The following is a 23,120-nucleotide window of genomic DNA, read 5'->3' as shown; positions in this document are numbered from 1 at the left end:
GTCATTGCCTGGTAATGTTCGCGATCTAACCAATATGAACTCATAAATGAAGAAGAGATTAAATATAGCGCTTAGAATTGGACTCAGAATTATGGCAGTTTGGCTGGTCGCCTTTGTGACCATACAATTCACAAACCTGGAGCCACCTGCGCTGACCTTGAGAAAGAACGCCCGTATCGTATTGATTGGCAATAACCTTGGCTCAAGAATGATGAATTATGGACATTTCGAAACGGAAATGCACTTGAGATATCCAGACCTTAACCTTTTCATTAGAAACATGTGTGATGGTGGTAATACGCCCGGGTTTCGTCCTCATGCCAGCCGGATTTCTCCATGGGCCTTCCCAGGTGCAGAAAAGTTTCAGACAGAATTAGCACATCCCTCAGATAGTCAAGGTTTTTTTGAAACAGAAGATGAGTGGCTTGCACGATTGAAAGCGGATATCATTATTGCGTTTTTTGGATATAATGAATCTTTTTCTGGCCCTAAGGGCCTTGAAAACTATAAAGCAGAACTCGATTCTTTTATCAAGCACACGCTAAAGCAACAATACAATGGCCACGCCATTCCACAGCTGGTGATAGTTTCGCCTATAGCATTCGAAGATTTATCTGCCCGATACGACCTTCCTAATGGTAAGCAAGAGAATATAAACCTTTCACTGTATTCGGCAGCAATGAAGGAAGTAGCCACCAGTAACTATGTACGCTTTGCCGATACCTATACGGTTACTAAAAAATGGTTTGAGGATGCGCAGAGTCCGCTGACTATAGACGGTTCACAGTTAAGCGATGATGGTTATTTACGGTTCGCACCGCTGCTGTCGGATCTTGTATTTGGTAAGTCAGGTGTCAAATCTGAACCCAACAGAGCTATGGTGCGAGAGGCAGTACAAGAGAAGAACTGGATGTGGCACAACGATTTCAAGATACCTAATGGAGTCCATGCATACGGCCGCAGGTACGATCCTTTTGGCCCTGATAACTATCCCGCAGAAATCAGGAAGCTAAGGGAATTAGCTACGATTAGGGATACCGCGATCTGGATGGCTTCAAACGGTCAGCGCATGGACCTTGCTGCAGCAGATAAGAGAACAACGCCTATACCAACGGTTAAAACGAATTATACGCCAGGACCTTCCGAGAAAATGGGATACTTATCTGGAAAGGAAGCCATTAGCAAGTTGAAGGTCGCCGACGGGTTTAAAATAGAACTTTTTGCCTCCGAACAGGAGTTTCCAGACCTGGCTAAGCCATGTCAGATCAGCTTCGATACTAAAGGGCGGTTATGGGTAGCTACCATGCCTAGCTATCCGCATTATAAACCGGGTGACCAAAAGCCGAATGACAAGCTGATTATATTGGAAGATACAGATAACGATGGCAAGGCAGATAAGCAGACTGTTTTTGCTGAGGTGCTTCACCTCCCACTCGGATTTGAGATTACAGCGGAGGGGGTATATCTATCTCAGGGCACAAACTTTACGCTGCTCAAGGATATGGACGGCGATGGGAAAGCAGATCGCAAAGAGATTTTGCTGAGTGGTTTTGACGACCATGATACCCACCATAACATTCACGCTTTCGCCGCTGATCCGTCAGGGGCAATATACATGGGGGAAGGGGTATTCCTGCATACCAGTGTGGAGACGTCTTATGGTCTGTACGCGCTACGAATGGCGGCTTTTACCGCTACAACCCTCAGCGTAGACATTTGGAGCGTACTGCTCAGCCTTATGTTCCTAATCCATGGGGGATCGCGTTTGACGATTGGGGACAAAATTTTTATGCGGAGACGTCAAGTCCTGATGTTCGTTGGATGATGCCAGTAAGTGTAAAGTCGAGATATGGCGAAGAAACTGAGGTGTCCCGCGATCTACTGCAAGCTGATCATCGTGTGAGGCCAACCTCCGGCCTGGAGTTTGTTTCCAGTCGCCACTTTCCGGACGAGCTGCAGGGTGATTTTCTAATTAACAACACCATTGGCTTTTTAGGAACCAAAGAGCATACTTTGAAAGATGAAGGGACTGGATACAAGAGCAGGCACAGACAGGATTTGTTGGTCGCTTCCGATAGGAACTTTAGACCAGTAGATATGGAGTTCGCTCCGGACGGTTCATTGTATGTGGCCGACTGGCATAATATTCTTATCGGTCATATGCAACACAATGCCCGCGATCCATTGAGAGATCACGTGCATGGTCGTATTTATCGCATAACTTACCCTTCCCGGCCTTTAGTTAAACCAGCTGTTATTGCTGGCGCGGAGATCAAGACGTTATTGGAAAACCTTAAATTGCCGGAATACAGAACAAGATATAGAACAAGGGCAGAGCTTCGTGGTCGCGAAAGCGCTCAAGTATCGCCGCTTCTAAGTGCTTGGGCAGCAGCGTTAGATAAAGCTGACCCGAGATATGAACATCACCTTTTAGAAGCACTTTGGGTAAGTTGGGGACTGAATCATGTAGACCAGCAACTTCTACAGCAATTGCTGAAAGCGAAGGATTACCATGCCCGAGCTGCTGCGGTACGCGTGCTTCGGTATACCGGACATCAGGTCAAAGATCAGCAGGAACTTCTATTTCAGGCGGCTGCGGATGTTCATGGTCGAGTAAGGCTTGAAGCGATTACTACCGCTTCCTGGTTGAAAAAAGACCGTGGATTGGCAATACTCAATGTAGCAAGTAAAGCACCAATTGACGATTGGATGCGTGCAGCTTATGAAACGGCTTTAGCGCACCTGAACGACAGATCTGTAACCGAAAAGAAAGAATCAACGCCAGAGACCGGGCTTCAGGGCGCTGGTCGTGCTTCTTACGTTAAAGGCAAAGCGATCTTTTCTAAAGAAGGATATTGTACTACTTGCCATCAACCCGATGGTAAAGGCCTTCCGGCCTCAGGATTTCCACCGCTTTCCGAAACCAAATGGGTTACAGGCAGTGAAGACCGGTTAATAAAAATTATTCTCAGTGGTTTACATGGACCAATCAAAGTGAACGGACAAGATTACGCTGGGCAGGTTCCAATGACTCCATTTGGTGGAATGCTCAAAGATGATGAAGTAGCAGCAGTCGCAACTTACGTGAGAAATTCCTTTGGCAACCAATCCTCAACTGTCAGTGCGGGAAGAGTGAAGGCGATCAGGCTTGCTACTAAAGCTAAAAAAGGTTTTTATGCACCCGCTGAATTGCTTAAGCTGCATCCACTCGAAAATTAAGAAAGGTATTAAGGTTGTCTGTATGGAACATTCATGTCTATCTTACCCGCCCATGTTTTAGGGACGGGCTTTCCTAATGACCAGTGAATTGCATTTATTACCAGCCGCTGAAGGGATGGGTCATTAAAGTCCTGAGGATGGCCTAAAGTTGTCATGAACGATCTCCCACCAGCTGCTGTTTTCCACGTCCATGCAACCGGGTTCTCTATGGCAGCCTTGTCTGGATTCACTGATTTCCCCATCAGCAACCAAGTCGAGCCTTTTACTGGATAGTCAGGTAGAACATGATACAACCAGGAAGCTGCATGAAACGTGGGAGCTACACCTGTGAGTATAGGATGTTTGCTTTGATTAGCAATGATGGATACATCAGTAGTCGAATTATGTCCGTAGTGCGTATGACCACCTTTTCCCCAACCGCCCGGCGCACCAAAAGCGAGTTCGGCGAAGCTGTTCCATTTCTCAGAAACATGGCCTGCTGGAAAATTGAATGCATGTGTGCTGGTTCTAAAGCCAACTACTGGCTTACCAGACTTCATATAATCTTCTATATATTTAAGCTGGTCCTCTGGTAAACGTCTCCAGCGAAGAAAAAATATAGCCAGGTCAGCATCTTTAAGCACCTCTAAACCAGGGATGTTTTCTTCTGAGTTGTGGTTAGGTGAAGACTTTAATACGATTGTTCTCATTCCGTAATTCTTCTCCAACTCGGCCGCAAAGAGGGGCATCGTCGCTTCGCTGCTGTACTCGTGATCTCCGGTCACAAAAACGACCACTGGTTTTTTTAGCTTAGTTTGAGCCAACGCATGAAAAGAGCTGAACAGGAAGAGTAGCAATGTAACTAAGCCAAAGTTTTTCATGATCGTCGTTTTTGGTTTTGCGTCGTTGTTATCAAAAATAAGATTATAAAGGTAAAAAGCAAGAGAAACGGTTTTGAGGTGAGCTTAACAAAACTATCGCAGTCATACAATGTTAGTTCCGTGACAGGTAGGTTTATGCGACCGTTATTATCCGATCGTCTTTATGCGATCATCCTTATCCGATCGTCATCCCGGTGAAGACCGGGACCTCGGACTAGGTGGCATCGCTGGGCCGAGGTCCTGAAATAAATTCAGGATGGCGGGGGGGTTGTAAAACCTGCCAAAATTTAACTAAAATCACAGAATGAAAATAAACCGAAGTTGTTTGCTGATTTTCCTGCTCCAAGTGGCGATAGACCTTTCGGGCTATAGTCAGGAAAAGCCTGTTCCAATCAAAGAGGGTGCTTTAGTTTACCAGACTTATTGCGCAGGCTGCCATGGCAAACAACTTGAAGGTGCTGCGGCAGCTTCGCTTTTGAACAAAGAACTCAAGCACGGAACGGATCGACAATCGATACTCCGCACCGTCCATAATGGGATACCTGGAACTGAAATGATGAAGTGGGCTGGAGTGATCACTGAAAAAGAAATCGCATCCGTTACGGACTACATTCTGGCGGTAAGGAAGTCGCCGGAGCTTGCCCAACCAAAGACTGAAAAGCCTTCAGAAATAAACACAAAACACTATAAGCTTAAAATTGAACGACTAATTATACAGGGCTTAGAGCGACCATGGGGGATCACTTTTGTTGATGCAAAAAGGGCTTTAATTACAGGCAATAAAGGGGAGCTACACTGGATGATCAATGGGAAATTGGACACCCAGCAGGTAGTAGGGATTCCAAAAAGCTACGCGTCCGATCAGGTTGGTGGAATGATGGACATTATTGTCGATCCGCAATACGCTAAAAATGGATGGGTATACCTTGCGTATAGTCATAACCGGGCAAACAATCCCGACAAAAGAACAGCAGGGATGACTAAGGTTGTTCGTGGAAAGGTGAAAGGGCATCGGTGGCTGGAAGAACAAGCGTTGTTTCAAGTAAACGATTCTTTGCTGGTCCAGGGAGGTACAAGATGGGGCTGTCGCTTTATGTTTGACAAAGCTGGGTATTTATATTTTACGATCGGCGATATGGATCGGGCGAAAGATGCTCAAATCCTATCCAGACCTGCTGGAAAAATATATCGGATAAACAAGGATGGAACTATACCAAAAGATAATCCCTTTTATAATCGGTCGGGGGTTCTCGGGGCCATTTACAGCTATGGTAATCGAAATGCTCAAGGTCTTGCTCAGCATCCAAAAACCGGACTGATCTATGCTACAGAGCATGGTCCACAAGGAGGTGATGAATTGAACATCATTAAAAAAGGCGCAAATTATGGATGGCCGATCATCACGTATGGAATCGATTACAGTGGAAGTAAGGTCTCAGACCTGACTCAAAAAGAAGGAATGGAGCAGCCGATCACCTACTGGACGCCGTCTATTGCGGTTAGCGCTATTGCCTTCAATGGTGGAAAATTGTTCCCTGCATGGCAAAACGATCTGCTGGTAGGAGCATTAAAATTTGAAGAGTTAAGAAGGTTAGTTATTGATGGGGATCAGGTTAAAGAGCAGGAGATTCTGTTAAAAGGGTATGGCCGGATAAGAGACGTTTGTATGGGGCCAGATGGCGCATTGTACGTATTAACGAATTCGCCTGATGCGGTTTTAAGACTTAAGCCGGAATAATAATCACAGCTAATTAAGCGTGTCTTAATTTTAAGAACATGATTTGGATGGTCTTGATATTTTGCATCTTTATCGCAAATCCTGATCATGATAAAACAGATATCGATTAGTAACTTTTTATCCCTGGAAAAACCAGTTCCTTTAGTCGATGTACGCACACCAGCAGAATTTGCGCAGGGCAAGATTCCCGGTGCTTTCAATATCCCAATATTTAGTAATGAGGAGCGTGTGAAAGTTGGTACGACTTATAAGCAGGTTGGTAGGGAAGAGGCGATACTACTGGGTTTTGATTTGACGGGGAACAAATGGTCTCAATTTATTAAAGAAGCTCTAAGAATTGCACCTTCGAAAGTAATAGCTGTCCATTGTTGGAGGGGAGGAATGCGAAGTGGTGCTATGGCATGGGCATTCAATCTCTACGGCTTCGAAGTGTATCTAATTGAGGGTGGTTATAAAAAGTTTCGGAATTGGACTTTAGAACAGTTCAGCAAGACTTACCATCTAACCGTCTTAGGAGGCATGACTGGATCGGGCAAGACAAAACTACTCCATCAGTTGGGCCGTATGAATGAGCAGGTTTTGGATCTTGAAGAGCTTGCGCAACACCAGGGTTCTTCTTATGGTACCATGAACTGTTTGGTTCAGCCAACGCAAGAACAGTTCGAGAATGATATGGCGCTGCGTTTGGCGAAGTGTGACTCTCTTAAACGTATTTGGGTTGAGGATGAAAGTCTTACCATTGGTAAGCTATGCATTCCAAAACCATTTTGGAATCAAATGAGAAGTTCAATGGTTTTCAAGATTGAAACTCCGTTATCACAGCGTATAACGGCCTTAGCAAAGGAGTATGGCGCACTTGATAAAGATTTCTTGATCACTTGTACAGAAAGGATCCGGAAACGATTGGGACCAGAGCAAACAAAAAATGCAATAATCGCAATTGAAGAAAATAGAATGGAGGATTTTGTAAGTCTGCTGCTCGTATATTATGACAAGACCTATAGCGCCGGGTTGAAAAAGCGTGAGTTGACAAAGATTATTGCTGTTCAACTTGAGGCTGCTGATGTCGCTTTTAATGCGAAAAAGGTTCTGACTTCAGTAGAATCAAACAAGAAATAAGAATGGAAGAAATTAAGCTTACACAATATTCTCATGGTGCCGGTTGTGGCTGTAAAATCAGTCCTGCAGTGCTAGATAAAATATTACATACGAACGTGCCAGCCGTGATCGATAGTCGATTGCTCGTAGGGAATGATAAACGTGATGATGCTGCGGTATTTGATTTAGGTAATGGTACAGGACTGATCTCGACAACTGATTTCTTCATGCCGATCGTAGACGATCCTTACGACTTCGGAAGAATCGCCTCTGCAAACGCAATCAGTGACGTTTATGCAATGGGAGGCAAGCCAGTGATGGCAATTGCTATCTTAGGATGGCCGATAAACAAGCTTCCTGCAGAGGTCGCCCAAAGAGTTCTCGAAGGGGCGCGTTCGGTTTGTGCGGAAGCGGGGATCGTCCTCGCTGGTGGACACAGCATTGATTGTCCGGAGCCGGTGTTCGGACTTTCAGTAAATGGCTTAGTTGAAATTAGTTGTTTGAAGCAGAATTCAACTGCTACCTCAGGTTGTAAACTATACCTAACTAAAGCCCTTGGCGTAGGCATTTTATCTACGGCACAAAAGCGAGGCATATTAAGGCCTGAAGATGCCACCATTGCTTTAAACAGCATGACAACACTGAACAAACTCGGAGAAACGTTTGGTAAGCTACCCGGGGTAAAAGCGATGACCGACGTGACTGGCTTTGGTTTACTTGGGCACCTTGCCGAGATGTGCGAGGGCAGCGGCTTATCTGCAGTAATTGAGTTTGAAAAAGTTCCAGTTATCCCTTCTGTATCACGTTACCTGGAGCAGAACTGTTTTCCAGGAGGTACGGAGAGAAATTGGAATAGCTATGGTCATAAGGTGCATAAACTAAGTGATTTCCAAAGATCGGTGTTGGCCGATCCACAGACTAGTGGAGGCCTGCTTGTCGCCGTTTCTCAGGATTTTATCGAAGAGTTCGAAAAGATTTTAGGGCAGCATGGACTTGATGAAGTTCACCTCATCCCTTTTGGTTGGTTAGAAGATAAGAAAGGCGAACACCTGATTAAAGTATTATAGTTTAAGTATTTGAGTTCCTCTGCATTGATTTCCAAACGCTAGCTGCAAACCAATTCTGCGTTGATGTGTTTAATTATCAGGACGAAGCATTAGAACTTATGAAAACTAACTATCAACAACTCAGAAACGTAATTGTGGCAGGTCTAACCGTCCTGGCATTAAATGGATGTTCGGACAATAAGAATTCCGGGGAAAATCCCGAAACACCATCTCCGGGTACGACAACAGCACCCGTGGAAACATTGCCTGCAAATTCCAAATACAAGCCTGCATTTGCAGGCCAGACACGGGTTGATGGCATGAAAACCAATACTGCATACCGCTCAGAAATATTGACCACAGCGCTTAAAAGTCCATGGGGGATTGCAGCACTTCCGGGAGGGAAATTTCTTATCAATGAAAAAGTCGGGAATATGCGTATTGTTAGCACGACAGGCGCAATCGGGGAACCGATTTCAGGCTTACCTGCAGTTAATTCGGTCGGGCAGGGTGGACTTTTAGGCTTGTGTCTAGATCCCGACTTTGCTAGTAACAGAATGGTCTATTGGTCTTTCTCCCAGCCATCAACAAGTGGTAACGTTACAGCAATAGGAAAGGGAAGATTATCTAATGACGAACGAAACTTGGAAAGTGTCACCATCATTTACCGAGCCACTCCCGCATATTCTGGAACCCTTCACTACGGAGGAAGGGTAGTATTTGATCGAAGCGGCAATCTCCTGGCTAGTACCGGTGAGCGTTCAGATTTAGTGACCCGTCCAGATGCCCAGTCCTTAACTTCAGGATTAGGTAAGGTCATTAGAATTACCAGGGAGGGGCAACCTGCTGCGGGTAACCCTTTTGTGGGCCAGGTAGATGCGAGACCAGAAATATATTCTTACGGACACAGAAATCCACAAGGGTTAGCTATTCAGCCGTCAAGTGGTGCCATTTGGCAAGGTGAGCATGGACCTAAAGGTGGTGATGAGATTAATAAACTTCAGGCAGGAGCCAATTATGGCTGGCCAATCATTGGCTACGGTCTGGAATATAGTGGTGAGAAAGTTGGCGAAGGCATACAGCAACGCAACGGGCTTCAACAACCGGTTTATTACTGGGACCCAGTGGTTTCACCTAGTGGAATGACGTTCTATAGTGGTAACAAAGTGCCTGAATGGCAAAACAATCTTTTCATAGGTAGTCTTAGCGGTATGCATATTGTGCGCCTGGCTATCGAAAACGATAAGGTAGTAGGAGAAGAGCGATTACTCGAAAAAGAAGGTCAGCGTTTCAGAGACATCACCCAAGGTATCGATGGCGCGTTGTATGCGATCACTGATCAAGGAAGATTATATCGAATTGATAAGCAATAATAAATAGTCATAAACATCATTCAAAATCATTAACTTGGTATACCAAATATCAAAGTGATGAAGTCTTGGAGTATTGTTTTGTTGTATACTGTTCTTTTTTGGAGTTTCAAGTCTTCAGCCTCGGTTGTCGCTAAATCTCAAATACCAAGAATAATTTTTGATACGGACATGGGGCCTGACTATGACGACATAGGGGCTATTGCAGTTTTGCATGCACTTGCAGCAAAAGGAGAGTGTGAAATTTTGGCAACCGTCGCTAGTGATGGCCACGTCTCAATCTCGCCTGCAATTGAACTTTTCAATGTTTACTTTAACAGACCAAACATTCCGATAGGGATTCCAGGACCGAACGCTCCAAACTTCCCGAGTGGAAACAAGTGGAATGAAGCAATGCTTAGCCATTTTAAAAAAGAAGTGCTAAAACAGAAGCAATACCCAAAGGCTGTGGATATTTATCGTCAGATATTAGCCAGTGAAGAAGACAACAGTGTAACCATAGTCACTGTGGGGTTCCTTTCAAACATTAGTGACTTACTCAATTCTGTTCCTGACAAGTTTTCTAAACTGAACGGTTTGGATCTGGTAAAGAAGAAGGTTAAGAATTGGGTGGCGATGGCAGGCAGTTTTCCTCAAGGAAGAGAATTCAATGTATTAAAGGATGCGGCTGCATCGGAGAATGCGATCAACAAGTGGCCAAAGCCTATCTTATTTAGTGGGTATGAAATTGGAGATAGAATTTTCACCGGAGGTAAAGTGGCAAAACAAGGCTCCGTAGGAAGTCCAGTTGCGTGGGGTTATGCTTATAACTTACGAACCTACACAGAAAAAGAAGAACAAAACAGACAGTCCTGGGATCAAACGGCAGTGCTGTGTGCAATCAGAGACCCTGCAAGATATTTTTATGTAAATGGACCTGGTAAATTCGAAGTGGACAAAGACGGAAATAATACCTGGAATGCTGATAAAAATGCGAATCATTATTTTCTCTCCCACAAGTACCCTTACAAAAAGGTGGAGGAAGTTTTAGATGAATTGATGCGCTTTGAAGTAAAGAAGTAAGTTTAGCTTAAAACGTTCTGTTCCCTGAATGCATGGTCTTTATCAGCCTTTGTTACTGGAAGGGTTCTTCCTTTCCAACTGACCGATTTGGTGCAGCGGCGATAGACGGAAACCAACCCGATGTAGAGCAGGCTAGACATTTGTAAAGGATGTAGAAGTATCTGCCAAATCTTTTCTCCAGATAATCTACCTGTGAAGAATCGAATAAGCGTGAGAATTAAAAGTAGTCCAGCGATCATGTATGGATCAGTGCTGCTCAGAATAAGTATAGGCCCTACAATAACAATAGCTAAAAAAATCAGGAATAATGAAATGCTGTCATTAAATGGCGTAATAAAATTCTTACTGAACCCGTTTACCGCGTCTGCAAAACCAGTGTACATTCGACAAGTCATTAAGTTTCCAGACAATAAACCTTCCCCCTTTTCGCCGTTTTGCTTTACCATCTTCATAATAGCCAAATCTTCTGTAATTCTTCCCCGAGCACGATTATGCCATTTATAATGTTGATAGTTCTCGGCAGTAAACATCATGAATTGTCCACAAGCTGCGGAAAAGATGGGATAGGAATGGCTCTCTATTAGCCTAATAGGGAGCAATGTAAAGAGTAAATAATTCATTAGCGGTACAGTGATCTTTTCACCGAATGTGTGAATCTGCTGCTTACAAAATAAGCTGAGAAGAGAAAGATTCTTGGTCCGCATTTGCTGAATACCACTAGTGATCAGTTCAGGATGTAATTCTACATCTGCGTCCAGAAATACCAGATAACGGCCGTTCGCCGCTTGAGCCAACTGGTGGCAAGCGAAGTTCTTTCCTGTCCATCCCTCTGGTAATGCTTGTCCGGGTAAAAGCTTAATGTTGGAATGTTTATTGGAATATTCCTCGACTATTGCCCTGGTGCGGTCCACCGAGTGGTCATCCAGAACGATAATCTCCAACGAAACGCCTTTCTGTACCAATAAAGAGTTAAGCAGTCTTCTGATGTTATGTTCCTCATCCCGTGCTGGAACCAGAATAGAAACTAAGCTAGAAAACACAAAGGGCCGCGATTTAAGCACTGGAGCGCTGAAATAGTTGTAACCGGCTACCAGAAGCCTGAGAATTAAGAAAGTAAAGGTGACAATAATAAGAAGCAATACCATTTCTTTGACACAACCCTCCTTTCCTCGTTTAGTTTTTAAAAACTATTTAAACAGATCGAATGCCTTTTCATCGTCGCCAAGCCATTGGTATCTGAATAGAGTGCTTTCTTGTTCTCCCTCTTTGGTTTTTGCAGGATGAGAGATGTAAAATGTGCCATCACCGATAGGCCATAAACCCGTCGAGCCCCATGGAAAATGCCAGCCCCTGATGCCAGACACCGGATCTTTTTCCCCCGCTTCCAATAGTGGAAGTGTTTTTACTTTAAGTGTTTTGTTATCTGACTTAATGAAACCCTCGACAGGTTTCTTCGTAGCATCTATGACAAAAAGGTCGTAATTTGGGAAGGCAGGCTTTGATCCACGATACACTGCTGCAAACAGGTAACCAGTTTGAGAATCGTAAGCGAGGTTTTGTATGCCATATTTAGAATTACCAGTCTTAACGAAGTATTTGTCCATCGGCTGGTCTGGTCCTGAACGGTGAAGTGTCTCCTGTGAAAGTTTCCTGGAATACATCCCCCAATCACTAACGTCATACTTCAAGATCACCTGCTGGTCATTGTCCGTCCTTTTATTATCTCCATATATGCCATATGCAACGTATAAATATTCTTTGCCAGATGCTTTAGAACCGATTGCAGGTGCGAAAGCTATTCCATCAATGCCAGAACAGGCAAAACGGTGTAAGACCTTCGCACCTCCATCAGTTACTTCAGCATTATAATCATCAGTTGCTTCTTTAATAAATACGGTGCGCAACAAATCTTCTTTTTCTGCATTCATATCTGGACGGATAATGGCAGCAACATCGAAAATTGCAACATAAAACCCATCTTCATGAATGGGCTTCGAACCCAGCTTCTTCTGGATACCCTTACCTATGGCGTCATTTTTATACTCCAAGGAGCCGTAAACTTTCCCATCTTTCGTCATATCCAGATCACCCAGATGCCCGACCAGCCCGGTTACGCTCCCTATCATTTTTCCAGACAAATCCGTTTTTACTAGTTTGTCGGTAAAGGAGAAATACACAAAACCATTCTTTTGATCTACAACCACACCCTGTACATGAAAGTTGCCTTTTCTACCCGAGTATATGGAATCAGGAAGTTTGATCTGCTGCGACCAGCCCGTCGTTGTCATCGTAAGTAACGCCAGCAGAACAGAGGTGATGTATTTCATTGCTTTAATTTATGCTTCTGTAGCGGTCTTTCCAATAATTACTGCAGTATTTTCTGTTGCGATCGTATTCACGTACCTCCATTCAGATTTTGCCTGACTGGCTGTAAAGGAAGCCATCACATAGCCTCTTTTTGTTGCATCGAGATATTGCAAGTCGTTGATGAGTAGAGCAATTGCCTGTTCGAAACCTGCGACTGTTGCTGTATTGGAGCCAAAGATCGCTTCAAAACCTGGCGAAGAAACTGAAGCCGTAGCAAACTCAGCTCCAACTTTGCGTCCGCTGACGTCCTTTAGATCTGAGTACCAGGCATTGTGCGTGTCCCCAGCCAGTGAAATCAGCTTTTTTCCATTTGCAGCAACATAAACTGCTTCCCGCTCAACAGGGTAGCCATCCCAAGCATCAAGGTTGTAAGGAAGAACAGTTTCTACCCTGGCTTTTTCAGCTGCTGTTAAGGTTGGATCGTTTTTCAGTAATCGGGTTTTGATAATTACTAATTGAGTCATTACCGTATTGAACTGCGCAAGTAGTGCAGGATCTGTGGATCCCGAAGTAATCTGTGCCACCATTAAAAGCAATTCGGCAGGCATATACATTTTTCCCATCAGCACCTGGTTACCAAGAACCTGCCACTTGGCTGTACTGCCTGATAGTTTGCCGCTTAGCCAGTTCTTTTGTTCTACTCCAAGAATGGTCCGTTGTGGATTTTGCCAGGCAGCTAAAAAGGCATTGGTGTTTAGACCTGTCTGGGTCAGGTAGTCACCATAACTGATCTGTTTGTCGCGACCAACAATACGGGTGTCTAACATGACAAGGTTAACGATGCCAGCAATCTCAAAATTGCGGTATATTTTAGCGTTGTCTGTTACACGGGCAGGTAAGTATTCATGCCATACCTGTATGGCACTCATTTTCCTGGTATTGAAATCGCCTTCATTTGCCTGATGATTCTGAGCGCCATCTTTGTAAGCGTCATTCGCAATCTCGTGGTCATCCCATACACAGATGAAAGGTTTCATTTGATGTGCTTTTTGCAATTGCTTATCGCTGCGGTATTGACGATAACGTTCCCTGTAATCGGCAATCGTAAAGATTTCGCCAACAGGTTTATGGCCGCGGTTAAGCGCTGCAGTTGCAGGATCAGTTCCATAACCCCCAGCCTGATATTCGTAAATATAATCTCCCAGGTGAACAACAAAGTCAGCGTCTGACTCAGCTACAGCTCCGTATACGTTAAATAAGCCCGACTGGAAATTAGCGCAGGAGACGACCGCCATCTTTACCTCAGAACTTTGTCCTGCAGCAGGCAGCGTCTTTGTTTCTCCGATTACAGAAACAGCTTTACTTGTATCGGAACGAAAACGGTAGTAATATTTAGTATTCGATGTTAAGTTACTTACATCGACATAAACGGTATTGTCGCTTTTGGTATCTGCCTGAACAGATTGGCTGACTACCAAACTCTTGAAATCTTTATCTTTGGCAACATCCAGTAATATAATCGGCTTGCCAGATTCCTGATTCGCAGGGGTGTACCGAGTCCAAAGAATTACCCTGTTTTGTGAAGGGTCGAAACTTGCCACACCTTCGTAAAAACCTTGTCCGTCATAAATAACATCTTTCTCACCATCCTTCTTTTTGCAGCCAGCAAGGGCAGAGGGCAGTAAAAAGGCTCCGGTTGCAGCAATAGCAGAATTTCTTAGAAACTTCCTGCGACTTAATGTTTCAAGTACATGTTTTGAGTTCATAGTTTGATATTTAGCTAAGATATCTCAGGAAAGTTTTCTCTGAGTGAACCCTACGTAATCCTATCGTTAACAATGAACTTTGCATGGTTTGCTAAACCTAATTTAAGCGACAAAAAGTAATAAACCAAATGGTTCCTTAGTCATCGTCATCTTTCTTTTTCTTCTCAAGGATGACAAACGCACTTCGCTTCGGTGCAGGCATAATGCTATGCTCTCCCTTTACGGATTTCCAAACTACTTCGTTAAGATCGAGGTCAGGCGCAGCATCTTCCATGGCAAAATTGAATAGCTCAGAGCGCCTGCTGCTTTCATTGACGGCAACGTTTCTGGTATCCAGATTTATCGAAGGCTTTATAAGGGTAAAAGGTGTGAAATCCGGCTTGCTGGTAAAGCACTCATAAAGCGGCACTGCACCGGCATCATATTGGCTCATTGGTGGCAGTCCGAGGATCAGTTCCATCGTTCTTAGAAAACCAGAAGTTGAGTACATAGTATGTACAGCCGCTTCTCGTTTAACGTAGGGGCCTACAACAAAAGCTGCTGAGCGATGCGCATCTACGTGGTCAGGACCGTTTTGTGCATCATCTTCTAGAATAAATACGACTGATTCCTTCCATACCTTACTGTGGGACAAATGCTCGATGATCCGGCCGACAGCCAAATCATTATCAGCCACTGCTGCCTGCGGGGATACCTTACCTTTCTTTTGCCCACTGGTATGGTCATTAGAAATTCTGAGGGTACTAAATTGAGGTACTGCACCTGCAATCAGCAAAGAATCAAAGTCATGTTCCCAGGCGTCAACTCTCACCTGATCAGTAATATCCATATCAAAACCTGGCGATTGTGCACACATGTGTCCTTGCAGTGACTTGATATTAGCTTTCGCGTAAGCACCAAATTCTCCGTAGCTTCGGTAAGAAACACCCGCACGCTGGCAGTAGTCCCAGATAAAACCGCCTTTTGGATAAGTCACCGGTCGGCCGCCCTCAAACGTTGTCGAACCGCCACGCGAACCATAACTTGTTGGCCAGGTTTTCTCAACCACGTCCGTAGCATAAGCTGCCATACTCCAGTTGTGACCATCCGCACTTACCTCGGCATCAACATAAAAATTATCAAGCAATACAAATTTCTCTGCAAGTGCATGGTGGTTAGGAGTAATCTTCCTACCAAAAAGACATAAGGATGAATCTCCGTTACCTTGTGGCAAGTCGCCCAGGACCTGATCATAAGTACGGTTTTCTTTTATAATGTAAAACACGTGTTTTATAGGCGATTTCTCTCCGGCCCTGCGTGGTATTGGATTGCCAGCTTCACCCTCAGCTACAGTAGTTTTCTTGTCTGTAAATGGGGTGTTGGCATAAACCTGTTTGGTATAGGCTTTCAACTGTTCAGGCTTAGGAGCATTGATAAATGATAGCGTTCCTTTGAATAAACCTGCGATATACTGTAGTCTGCTATTTGCAGTACTTCCCATATGATAGCCGCTGTTGTCTACTTTAGAAATCGGCTGCGGTCCTTTTGGATTAGGTAGAGAAGTATTTCCTTTTCCATTGGTAACCAGAATTTTGTTACCTAAAGTTTTAACGCTTGTTGGATACCAACCTACCGGGATAAAACCTTGGCTTAAGCTGCTGCCGGGCTTAGTTACATCAAATACGGCGAGGCAGTTGTTATCAGCATTGGCGATATACAAGCTCTTCTCGTTGGCGCTCAAGGCCAGACCGTTTGTTGTAGAACCTGTTAACTGAGTTGCATAAAGAGTAGTGGCAATCGTTTCTATGACCTTACCCGTCACTGTATTGATGACTGATACGGTATTATCACTGGCATTAGCAACAAAAAGAAAGTTTCCTTTCTTGTTCAAAAGTAGCTCGTTTGGGTGATCGCCAACCGGGATAATCTTTGTTATTTTCTCGGTAGCGACCTGAACCACGGCTATGGCCTTGCCTCCCCAAAGAGAGATATAAAGTCTACTTTCATCTGCGGATAACACGCAGCTGTAGGCTATAGCAGGAAGCTGTACTTTACCCAGGATCTTTTTTTGTCCCGGGTTGATGATGTATAGAGTACTGTCTTCTTTTGTAACGGTATACAGTTTGGTATTCAATTTGTTAACTACAATACCAGCAGGACTGATCTTACCCTTTGGCCATATGGGGCCGAGTTTAATGGTATCGCAATCACCAAGAAGTCCATTCTTAATTTTAAAATCAAGGATCCAGTTGTCATTGCCGCCCGAAGCATATAAATGCTGCTCGTCCTTGCTGAAAGCCAATCCATACCAGGACTTAGTGAGAACCCGTTCGTCAATGATCCGTTCGGTCTTAGGATCGATCAGTTGCAGCGACTGTGTACTTTGACCATTGTTCGTTATTGCTAGAAATCTTCCTGTGGAACTTAGCTGCATGTTAAGTGGCAAGTCGCCTAGCTGTATAGAAGAACCTGCCGGACTTAACTTCCATCCGTTAGGTAGAAGAATCTGGCTGCTTGTCCCTGATTTACCCGGAAGTTGGGCAAAGCTCTGTCCGACTAAGACAAAGACTGCAAATATTAATAGGAATAAATGTTTCATGCTGTTTATTTGAATAGATTGAAGTTTACCAGAGCTCTAATGGAATATCCGTTAGAATTATCGCCAAGTTCACGAATGGCTAATGAAGATATAGCGTTGCTCCGTGTAGCGTAAAACACTGGGCCACCTGAAAAAGAAAAGGAAAGTTTTGAATTGGAGGGGGCAAGGTTCAAAGAAGGCCCTACCATTAGTTTTGCTCCTCCTTCAGCTTCGTCCGCTTCCCAGAACCCCTCTAAATCTTGACCAATTGCTTCAACACCTAAGAACAAGGCGGGCGACAGTCGGTATTGAAAGCCCAGGCTGCTGATAAAGTCTAGTTTGTCTCTGCTACTGTCGAAGGCCTTTTCAAACCTAAGGTTTCCCGTAGCACGCCATTTTTCCTGATCTAAAGACATCACGATCCTGCTTATGGCAGATTTGACGTTAGACCAGTCGCGGCTAGCGCCTAAGCTGGCACCAAGTCTAAAGCCATTGCTACTTTTTCCACCACCAATGAAGTCACGTAACACTTCTGCTTGCTGAGCGGAAGACACGCCGCCTCTGTTCGCGAAACCAAGAGAGGCTGTCGCATATAAAGTAAACCGGTTGCCAAGATAGCCTTTCACTCCAAACTGTTGACCCATTCCATCATAGCCAAACTGGCCAGAAGTGTGCTCGCCGTAACTACCTGAATAATGGACATTCCAGTGAGGGCCATCACCGGTAAGTGAGTTTACGGTATATAGAAACGGTTGGGCAGATTGCTGTGCGGTAGCCCAAAATCCGAGGCTCATTAACAGGGGGAATAGAAGCTTTTTCATGACGTGTTTTAAGTCTGCTATAGTCGACTATTTCGATGAATTAAATAAAATCTTTCTGTTAAGATTAGGTTAAGTTCTGGCCTAACGAGGCACTGTTGCAGGCCTCATCATGCGGCTTTCGTCCGCTACTAATTATTTCTAAACCTTTTTAATCTTATCCGGTTAAACTTGAAAACTTAATATTATGCCTTTAGTGATTCTGGGATTTCTGCTGACAAATTTTTTTACCATCGCCTTTGTATGGCTTGATGTTTATCTATGGAGGCAATGGTACTTATATAAAGATCTGCTCACCGAACAAGATCATGATTATGCGCAGCGCTGCCTGATTGGGGCAATCGCGTTAATTGTTTACTTATTAGTCGGCAGATTCATTATTCGGATGCTCTTTAGCAAAAGCCGTAAGGGTGAAGATGAACCCAAAGCAGAACGTTATCCTGAACAACAAAGGATTGATAGACCAGATGGAAGTGTAATCAACGTAGAGCACGGAGGTCAGAAGGGCAAACAAACAATCGTTTTCATACATGGATGGAATTCGAATAGCATGCAATGGTATTATCAGAAAAAGCAGTTTGAAAAGGACTACCACCTGGTGTTAATGGATCACCCCGGCCTTGGTAAGTCTAAACGTCCGGACAACCGCGACTATAGTCTTGAAAAGTTAGCGGCAGATTTGGATGCAGTGATTATCCAGTCGGGCGCTAAAGATCCGGTGCTTTGGGGACACAGCATGGGCGGTTTTACTATCTTGACCTATTGTAAGGTATATCTTGGAAAGCTTTCAAGCATAAAGGGCATCATTCTGGAGCACACAACTTATACGAATCCTACTAAAACTGCGATACTTAGTGGTCTGTTAACGAAGATACAAAACCCGGTACTCAAACCGCTTTGTTGGCTGATGGTTGCACTATCTCCATTATTATGGCTAAGCAGATGGATGAGTTATATCAACGGAAACAGTTTAATTATGACCAGGTTCTTAACGTTCGCTGGTACCCAAACAGGGAAGCAATTGGATTTCACTACCCTGCTTTCTACGATGGCACCTCCGGCCATTACCGGGAGAGGTGTTTTAGGAATGTTTGAATATGAGGCGACTGAGATCTTGAGTCGCATTACGGTTCCTGCGCTGGTTATCGGGGCTAAGTATGATCGTCTGACTAAACCTGAGGCGAGCATCACGATGAACAAAAACATTCCAGGGTCCAGCTTGCTAATGCTGTCTCCAGCAGGACATATGGGCTTTGTTGAAAGGCATCAGGAAGTTAACGAGGCTGCAAGTAATTTCTTTAGCTCTATTAAGAAGGGATAGTTTTATTCTTTAGTGTAACAATTATTTTCCGTCAAACTCCTACAGCTATCAGCGGTATCGTACTTGACCGCATCATGCGTATTAAATACGTCCTCTAATAACAATTCACCCGTTTTTCTTCAGTCGAAACAAAACATCGGTAAGACCCCTTCTTGGGGCAGCAATATCTAAAAAGCAAAATAGATCATTTATGACTCCTAAAGGAAAGTTATTAATGATTGGCGGCGCTGAGGACCGTAGCGACAGGGTTACCCCTGAAATTAGTGAGGCGGGAAAAGCCTCTCCTGTGTATGCGGAGAACTTAACAGTGCATCTGTTGACGGGAAACTGTAGGGTCCATCTAAGTACGCGTAAGATGTCAGCTAATTAAAAAAACAGGACCTAATATTAAGGTCCTGTTGTAAAATAAAATGGATTAGTGTTCGTCTGGGATATCGGTATCCAGATCACCATCGTCCAATCCAAGATCAAGTTCCTCCTGATCCCTATCGAATCCTTTAGAAGTGCCTTGAGCTGCAAAATCAGAATCTGCAGCATCTTCATCGCGGCTATTTACTCCGGCGGTTGCCGAAGAGTCGGCCTGCGGTTTAATGCCTTGCTGCTCGTTTTCGTCCAGGGATCCAGGATTGTGTCCCTTGCTGCTTTGTAATGAGTCGTCTGTATTCATTTGTTGAGGGTGTTTATTTTCTAGTGATCCTGATCAAGAACTCCAGGTTCCGAATCTAAATTTGTTGAATCAAGGTTGCTATTTGGGTCATCAGCGGGGCTAGGTGTGCCCTTCGAGGGCATATGGGGCAGCTCGGCATCTGCACCTCCATCTTCAGGACCACGTAGCATTTCTTCACCGTCCTCGCCGCTGGTCACCTTGTTTCCTTCTTCTTCTAGCTGCTCATTTTCTTCCATGTTCAATGTGATTTAAAATATTTAACTGCTTGATTTACCTGTCCAGTTAGTTAGTACCACGTTCGCGAGTCCAATACCTAACAAAGCTAAATTAAAAGAAAGTGAATTTTTGTCTTTCCTTATTTTGCGGTAACCGCTCAATAGCGCAATACCAGTCAAGTTAGCGATATCGATGGCCAAGTGTATGTTTGATGGAATCAGAGGTTTTAACGCATAACGATGTTTCGACAATGCTCCATACAACAACACTTGCACTGCGACTCCCTGGTACAGCCGGATTACTTTCTTGTCTGCGCCTATTAGTGTTGGGACTGTTGCTGCGGCGATGCCAAATGCATAATCAAGAAGACCATGTTGATCTATTGAGATCGGCTTGTAAGATGCGGTTGTTTCCATAGGATAGATTCTTATTTCTGTACCGGTCTTGTAGTAGTGTCTTTAACCCGTTCGTTGTTTTTAAGGCTGTCTTTTTTAGAAGTATTTTTCTTCTTAGTTGCCTTCTTTTTGGTGGAAGACTTTTTCTTAGTTTGTTTCTTCGTGGTGTCTTGGCGGGTGGTGTCTTGTTGTGGGACATCAATGGCCGATGCTGAAAAGCAGAATGCAGACAGCATGAGACTCATAAGTAACTTTTTCATAGGAGTTGTTCTAGTGTTTAAAAATATAGAATGTTTCTGGTCAACAGTCCGGCAATGCAGCGGGTTTTATAGAATTAGAGTTCAAGTATAAATCTCCTTCTTCGGTGTTTATACTTAATGTTGGCTTTTGCGAAGCCACACGAGGAAACCATTCTTCTTCATAAATGTTGAGCAGATGTAGTTTTAAATCAGCCCTCATGACGAACCTTTTACCTGCTTGCATATCCTGTAATAAACAGATACGGGACGCTATTTATAACGGCGCTTTTTATCCTAATCTCTTGATCATATTATCGGCATTTATCGTGCTCGCTGTGATATTAGCCATCTTAACGTATTTGAATCTAAATGCACAGCGACGAAGAAAGCAGCATCCGGATGGCTCAGCTTCGCGCTCCCGAGTACCTTTAAATACGGCAGGTATGGTGTTGGGTATTGGGCTTGGCGGATTTGTAGATGGCATTGTTTTGCACCAGCTGCTACAGTGGCATGAAATGTTATCTGCAAAGATACCGGCAACTAATTATGTAGGCAAAAGTGTCAATATGTTCTGGGACGGAGTATTCCATGCCTTCTGCTTTTTAGTCGTTCTATTGGGACTTATGTTACTGTGGCGTGCGGCAACTTCCTCGATCGCGTTGAAGTCGGGCCGGCTGCTAATAGGAGGGATGCTTTCAGGCTGGGCGATGTTCAACCTTGTAGAAGGAACTATCGACCATCACCTGCTAAAGCTTCATAATGTAATGGAATACGCACCAGATCATGATATTGCGAATTTCACTTTTCTAGGCGGCTCTGTGCTGATGTTGCTATTTGGTACCTGGTTAAGCAGAACTTCAAAGGATCTTAGTGTTCTGAACTAAATATGGTCGGGGACCTGTACAACTGGCGATAACTTGATTCCCAGATAGCGCCCTGCGGCAACGCCAGCGATTAAACCTGCAGTGAAGAAAGCCGTAAAATAGGTATTACCCCGGCCAAGATCTGCACTAATGCCAACGGACACTTCCAAAATAAGTCCAAGAGCGGTGGCGAAAAGGAGGTAACGGTTAACACTTGCGGCTTCGTTATAATAGGAGATCAAGAAAGATGCAGCCATATATACCATCCCAAATAGGACCGACTCAATCACTATATTGTCTATTAGTAGCCCTCTTGTACATGAAGCAAGCAATTCTACCATAAAGCCGAATGACAATAGAGACATTACTGTTGGGCGAGTGAATAATGTTCTCAATGTAGAAGCCCCAACCTGGTTAATACTGAAGACCAAACTTAAGAAAACACTTAAAATGCTCATATAAACTAGGTAATAACTAAATTCTATAAGACCACTATTGAACATATACAATGGGTATTTGATTGACATGCCAGGCATCAGTGTGTAAAGTGGTGTGGTAAACAATATTCGAACTATTATCGGAAGGCATGATAACATAAGTAAGCTAATAGGATTCTGTTCCACCTGGTTTTGTATGTAACCAGAAATATGCCGCTTGTACTTTACCAGACTCCAAAGTCCAATAATCACCATGAGGTGGATAATTGTAACCAGTGAAACTGCAATAATAGAACTGCCGAAATTCTTGTGAATCAGAAAATATAATACTGTTATAACAGTAGCGACGATGGATGGTATGCCATAGAATACATTAAAGCCCAGGAGAAGATAAGCCCAGACTTTATTACCCTTTAAGGAAGTATTGACTTTGCTGTATTCCTCAGTGAGAACTTCAACTCCACCGATTCGCTTGCAGGCAATGATAAATGATTCTTCTTCTGATAAGCCCTGTTTTATCATTGCCTCAGTTGAATCATGAAGATGGTTGGTCAGTTCGTTTTTATCTGAGTTGGTGATGCTACCTTGTTGATTAATTAAGCTGATGTAATCGTCGATTGCTTGTTTAAGATCGAAGTTGGAAGGTGCCATAATTTGTTGATTAAGTCGTTAATAAAGTTGAGTTGTGAGTATTGTGCTTCAAGTTCCTGCTTTCCCTTGCCAGTGATGGTATAATACCTCCGCTCGCGCCCAGACTCCGCTATTTTCCAATCCCCCTTGATCCATTCTTTAGCCTCCATCTTCTTTAGCACCGGATAAAGCGTTCCTTCTGCTATTTTTAGTTCGCCTCCTGTCTTGTCTTTCAGTTCCTGGATAATTTGGTATCCATAGCTTTCCTGCCTTCGCACTATCAATAGTATTAAAGGGGTAAGGGAGCTTGCCATAAATTCCTTATTCAATTCTACCATAAATCGAATATACATAGAAGTTCTATGTATGATAATGATTAATTGAAAAATATTTCTTACTTGCTCGAAAGAAGGTTTTTAATAACTTGATAGGGAACAGGGCATTAGATGTTAAATTACGTTAATTACTAAATAGCGATTGCATCGGTTCTTTAAACTAGTGTATCTTGTAT

22 protein-coding genes are annotated in these 23,120 nt (G+C 43.8%); 10 read left to right on the top strand and 12 right to left on the bottom strand.

All coding sequences use genetic code 11. The features are described 5' to 3' along the window. The first annotated feature begins 46 nt into the window (after positions 1-46). Positions 47-1,825, top strand: a complete 1,779-nt coding sequence (locus tag WKF66_RS06660; protein WP_489673644.1) for a PVC-type heme-binding CxxCH protein — start codon at positions 47-49, stop codon at positions 1,823-1,825. After that, the gene (locus tag WKF66_RS06655; RefSeq protein WP_489673643.1) at positions 1,717-3,219 is read left to right on the top strand and encodes a DUF7133 domain-containing protein; all 1,503 of its coding nucleotides are present in this window, start codon (positions 1,717-1,719) and stop codon (positions 3,217-3,219) included. Before WKF66_RS06660 ends, WKF66_RS06655 begins: the two co-directional genes overlap by 109 nt. Before the next feature lie 8 nt (positions 3,220-3,227). On the opposite strand, the gene WKF66_RS06650 is transcribed toward WKF66_RS06655, so the two are convergent. After that, a complete protein-coding gene (locus tag WKF66_RS06650) occupies positions 3,228-4,079 on the bottom strand; it encodes a ThuA domain-containing protein (RefSeq protein WP_489673642.1) in 852 nt (283 codons plus the stop codon). Between the two features lie 304 nt (positions 4,080-4,383). Here WKF66_RS06650 and WKF66_RS06645 point away from each other — a divergent pair, with 304 nt between their 5' ends. The 5 genes from WKF66_RS06645 to WKF66_RS06625 all read left to right on the top strand — a co-directional run bounded on the left by WKF66_RS06645 (position 4,384) and on the right by WKF66_RS06625 (position 10,393). After that, positions 4,384-5,817 (top strand): PQQ-dependent sugar dehydrogenase, encoded by a 1,434-nt coding sequence (locus tag WKF66_RS06645; protein WP_489673641.1) that lies wholly within the window; start codon positions 4,384-4,386, stop codon positions 5,815-5,817. Between the two features lie 87 nt (positions 5,818-5,904). Next, positions 5,905-6,936, top strand: coding sequence for a tRNA 2-selenouridine(34) synthase MnmH (gene mnmH, locus WKF66_RS06640; RefSeq protein WP_489673640.1), 1,032 nt, complete (start codon positions 5,905-5,907; stop codon positions 6,934-6,936). A gap of 2 nt (positions 6,937-6,938) precedes the next feature. Then, positions 6,939-7,982, top strand: coding sequence for a selenide, water dikinase SelD (gene selD, locus WKF66_RS06635; RefSeq protein WP_489673639.1), 1,044 nt, complete (start codon positions 6,939-6,941; stop codon positions 7,980-7,982). 98 nt (positions 7,983-8,080) lie between these two features. Then, positions 8,081-9,334, top strand: a complete 1,254-nt coding sequence (locus WKF66_RS06630; RefSeq protein WP_489673638.1) for a PQQ-dependent sugar dehydrogenase — start codon at positions 8,081-8,083, stop codon at positions 9,332-9,334. 57 nt (positions 9,335-9,391) lie between these two features. Then, a complete protein-coding gene (locus WKF66_RS06625; RefSeq protein WP_489673637.1) occupies positions 9,392-10,393 on the top strand; it encodes a nucleoside hydrolase in 1,002 nt (333 codons plus the stop codon). Positions 10,394-10,395: 2 nt separating this feature from the next. Here the strand turns inward: WKF66_RS06625 and WKF66_RS06620 are convergent, their stop codons facing one another. The 5 genes from WKF66_RS06620 to WKF66_RS06600 all read right to left on the bottom strand — a co-directional run bounded on the left by WKF66_RS06620 (position 10,396) and on the right by WKF66_RS06600 (position 17,844). Beyond that, a complete protein-coding gene (locus WKF66_RS06620) occupies positions 10,396-11,538 on the bottom strand; it encodes a glycosyltransferase family 2 protein (RefSeq protein WP_489673636.1) in 1,143 nt (380 codons plus the stop codon). Between the two features lie 42 nt (positions 11,539-11,580). Next, positions 11,581-12,720 (bottom strand): hypothetical protein, encoded by a 1,140-nt coding sequence (locus WKF66_RS06615; RefSeq protein ID WP_489673635.1) that lies wholly within the window; start codon positions 12,718-12,720, stop codon positions 11,581-11,583. A 9-nt stretch (positions 12,721-12,729) separates the two neighbouring features. After that, positions 12,730-14,466: an alkaline phosphatase D family protein gene (locus tag WKF66_RS06610; RefSeq protein WP_489673634.1), complete on the bottom strand. Its 1,737-nt coding sequence runs from the start codon at positions 14,464-14,466 to the stop codon at positions 12,730-12,732. Between the two features lie 136 nt (positions 14,467-14,602). Next, entirely contained in the window at positions 14,603-17,044 is a 2,442-nt protein-coding gene (locus tag WKF66_RS06605; protein WP_489673633.1) for an alkaline phosphatase family protein, read from the bottom strand. A 5-nt stretch (positions 17,045-17,049) separates the two neighbouring features. After that, positions 17,050-17,844: a hypothetical protein gene (locus tag WKF66_RS06600; protein WP_489673632.1), complete on the bottom strand. Its 795-nt coding sequence runs from the start codon at positions 17,842-17,844 to the stop codon at positions 17,050-17,052. 184 nt (positions 17,845-18,028) lie between these two features. Between WKF66_RS06600 and WKF66_RS06595 the strand changes: the two genes are divergently transcribed. Continuing rightward, a complete protein-coding gene (locus tag WKF66_RS06595) occupies positions 18,029-19,162 on the top strand; it encodes an alpha/beta fold hydrolase (protein WP_489673631.1) in 1,134 nt (377 codons plus the stop codon). Positions 19,163-19,352: 190 nt separating this feature from the next. After that, positions 19,353-19,532: a hypothetical protein gene (locus WKF66_RS06590; protein WP_489673630.1), complete on the top strand. Its 180-nt coding sequence runs from the start codon at positions 19,353-19,355 to the stop codon at positions 19,530-19,532. A 45-nt stretch (positions 19,533-19,577) separates the two neighbouring features. Here WKF66_RS06590 and WKF66_RS06585 read toward each other — a convergent pair whose 3' ends face one another. Genes WKF66_RS06585 through WKF66_RS06570 form a run of 4 tightly spaced genes read right to left on the bottom strand, consistent with a single transcriptional unit; the run spans position 19,578 to position 20,700 of the window. Beyond that, positions 19,578-19,829, bottom strand: a complete 252-nt coding sequence (locus WKF66_RS06585; RefSeq protein WP_489673629.1) for a hypothetical protein — start codon at positions 19,827-19,829, stop codon at positions 19,578-19,580. Positions 19,830-19,849: 20 nt separating this feature from the next. After that, on the bottom strand, positions 19,850-20,071 hold the full coding sequence (locus tag WKF66_RS06580; RefSeq protein ID WP_489673628.1) for a hypothetical protein: 222 nt from the start codon (positions 20,069-20,071) through the stop codon (positions 19,850-19,852). Between the two features lie 15 nt (positions 20,072-20,086). Continuing rightward, positions 20,087-20,461: a hypothetical protein gene (locus tag WKF66_RS06575; protein ID WP_489673627.1), complete on the bottom strand. Its 375-nt coding sequence runs from the start codon at positions 20,459-20,461 to the stop codon at positions 20,087-20,089. An 11-nt stretch (positions 20,462-20,472) separates the two neighbouring features. After that, the gene (locus WKF66_RS06570) at positions 20,473-20,700 is read right to left on the bottom strand and encodes a hypothetical protein (protein WP_489673626.1); all 228 of its coding nucleotides are present in this window, start codon (positions 20,698-20,700) and stop codon (positions 20,473-20,475) included. 197 nt (positions 20,701-20,897) lie between these two features. Between WKF66_RS06570 and WKF66_RS06565 the strand changes: the two genes are divergently transcribed. Continuing rightward, the gene (locus tag WKF66_RS06565; protein ID WP_489673625.1) at positions 20,898-21,563 is read left to right on the top strand and encodes a DUF2243 domain-containing protein; all 666 of its coding nucleotides are present in this window, start codon (positions 20,898-20,900) and stop codon (positions 21,561-21,563) included. On the opposite strand, the gene WKF66_RS06560 is transcribed toward WKF66_RS06565, so the two are convergent. Further along, the gene (locus WKF66_RS06560; protein ID WP_489673624.1) at positions 21,560-22,630 is read right to left on the bottom strand and encodes a permease prefix domain 1-containing protein; all 1,071 of its coding nucleotides are present in this window, start codon (positions 22,628-22,630) and stop codon (positions 21,560-21,562) included. The two genes, WKF66_RS06565 and WKF66_RS06560, sit on opposite strands and share 4 nt — an antisense overlap. Continuing rightward, complete coding sequence (locus tag WKF66_RS06555; protein ID WP_489673623.1) at positions 22,576-22,962, bottom strand: PadR family transcriptional regulator; 387 nt, start codon at positions 22,960-22,962, stop codon at positions 22,576-22,578. Before WKF66_RS06555 ends, WKF66_RS06560 begins: the two co-directional genes overlap by 55 nt. Positions 22,963-23,120: the final 158 nt, after the last annotated feature.

Source organism: Pedobacter sp., assembly GCF_037719805.1.
Taxonomy (GTDB): Bacteria; Bacteroidota; Bacteroidia; order Sphingobacteriales; family Sphingobacteriaceae; genus Pedobacter.
The sequence above is the reverse complement of the archived record's forward strand: the minus strand, read 5'-3'. Positions and strand labels throughout refer to the sequence as shown.

Bases quoted from the DNA above. Each gene is read 5' to 3' on its own strand.
- mnmH (WP_489673640.1), top strand. From the start codon at position 5,905: ATGATAAAACAGATATCGATTAGTAACTTTTTATCCCTGGAAAAACCA.
- WKF66_RS06555 (WP_489673623.1), bottom strand. From the start codon at position 22,962: ATGTATATTCGATTTATGGTAGAATTGAATAAGGAATTTATGGCAAGC.
- WKF66_RS06600 (WP_489673632.1), bottom strand. From the start codon at position 17,844: ATGAAAAAGCTTCTATTCCCCCTGTTAATGAGCCTCGGATTTTGGGCT.
- selD (WP_489673639.1), top strand. From the start codon at position 6,939: ATGGAAGAAATTAAGCTTACACAATATTCTCATGGTGCCGGTTGTGGC.
- WKF66_RS06610 (WP_489673634.1), bottom strand. From the start codon at position 14,466: ATGAACTCAAAACATGTACTTGAAACATTAAGTCGCAGGAAGTTTCTA.
- WKF66_RS06570 (WP_489673626.1), bottom strand. From the start codon at position 20,700: ATGAAAAAGTTACTTATGAGTCTCATGCTGTCTGCATTCTGCTTTTCA.
- WKF66_RS06660 (WP_489673644.1), top strand. From the start codon at position 47: ATGAAGAAGAGATTAAATATAGCGCTTAGAATTGGACTCAGAATTATG.
- WKF66_RS06575 (WP_489673627.1), bottom strand. From the start codon at position 20,461: ATGGAAACAACCGCATCTTACAAGCCGATCTCAATAGATCAACATGGT.
- WKF66_RS06630 (WP_489673638.1), top strand. From the start codon at position 8,081: ATGAAAACTAACTATCAACAACTCAGAAACGTAATTGTGGCAGGTCTA.
- WKF66_RS06645 (WP_489673641.1), top strand. From the start codon at position 4,384: ATGAAAATAAACCGAAGTTGTTTGCTGATTTTCCTGCTCCAAGTGGCG.
- WKF66_RS06565 (WP_489673625.1), top strand. From the start codon at position 20,898: ATGACGAACCTTTTACCTGCTTGCATATCCTGTAATAAACAGATACGG.
- WKF66_RS06560 (WP_489673624.1), bottom strand. From the start codon at position 22,630: ATGGCACCTTCCAACTTCGATCTTAAACAAGCAATCGACGATTACATC.
- WKF66_RS06605 (WP_489673633.1), bottom strand. From the start codon at position 17,044: ATGAAACATTTATTCCTATTAATATTTGCAGTCTTTGTCTTAGTCGGA.
- WKF66_RS06650 (WP_489673642.1), bottom strand. From the start codon at position 4,079: ATGAAAAACTTTGGCTTAGTTACATTGCTACTCTTCCTGTTCAGCTCT.
- WKF66_RS06625 (WP_489673637.1), top strand. From the start codon at position 9,392: ATGAAGTCTTGGAGTATTGTTTTGTTGTATACTGTTCTTTTTTGGAGT.
- WKF66_RS06585 (WP_489673629.1), bottom strand. From the start codon at position 19,829: ATGAATACAGACGACTCATTACAAAGCAGCAAGGGACACAATCCTGGA.
- WKF66_RS06615 (WP_489673635.1), bottom strand. From the start codon at position 12,720: ATGAAATACATCACCTCTGTTCTGCTGGCGTTACTTACGATGACAACG.
- WKF66_RS06595 (WP_489673631.1), top strand. From the start codon at position 18,029: ATGCCTTTAGTGATTCTGGGATTTCTGCTGACAAATTTTTTTACCATC.
- WKF66_RS06590 (WP_489673630.1), top strand. From the start codon at position 19,353: ATGACTCCTAAAGGAAAGTTATTAATGATTGGCGGCGCTGAGGACCGT.
- WKF66_RS06620 (WP_489673636.1), bottom strand. From the start codon at position 11,538: ATGGTATTGCTTCTTATTATTGTCACCTTTACTTTCTTAATTCTCAGG.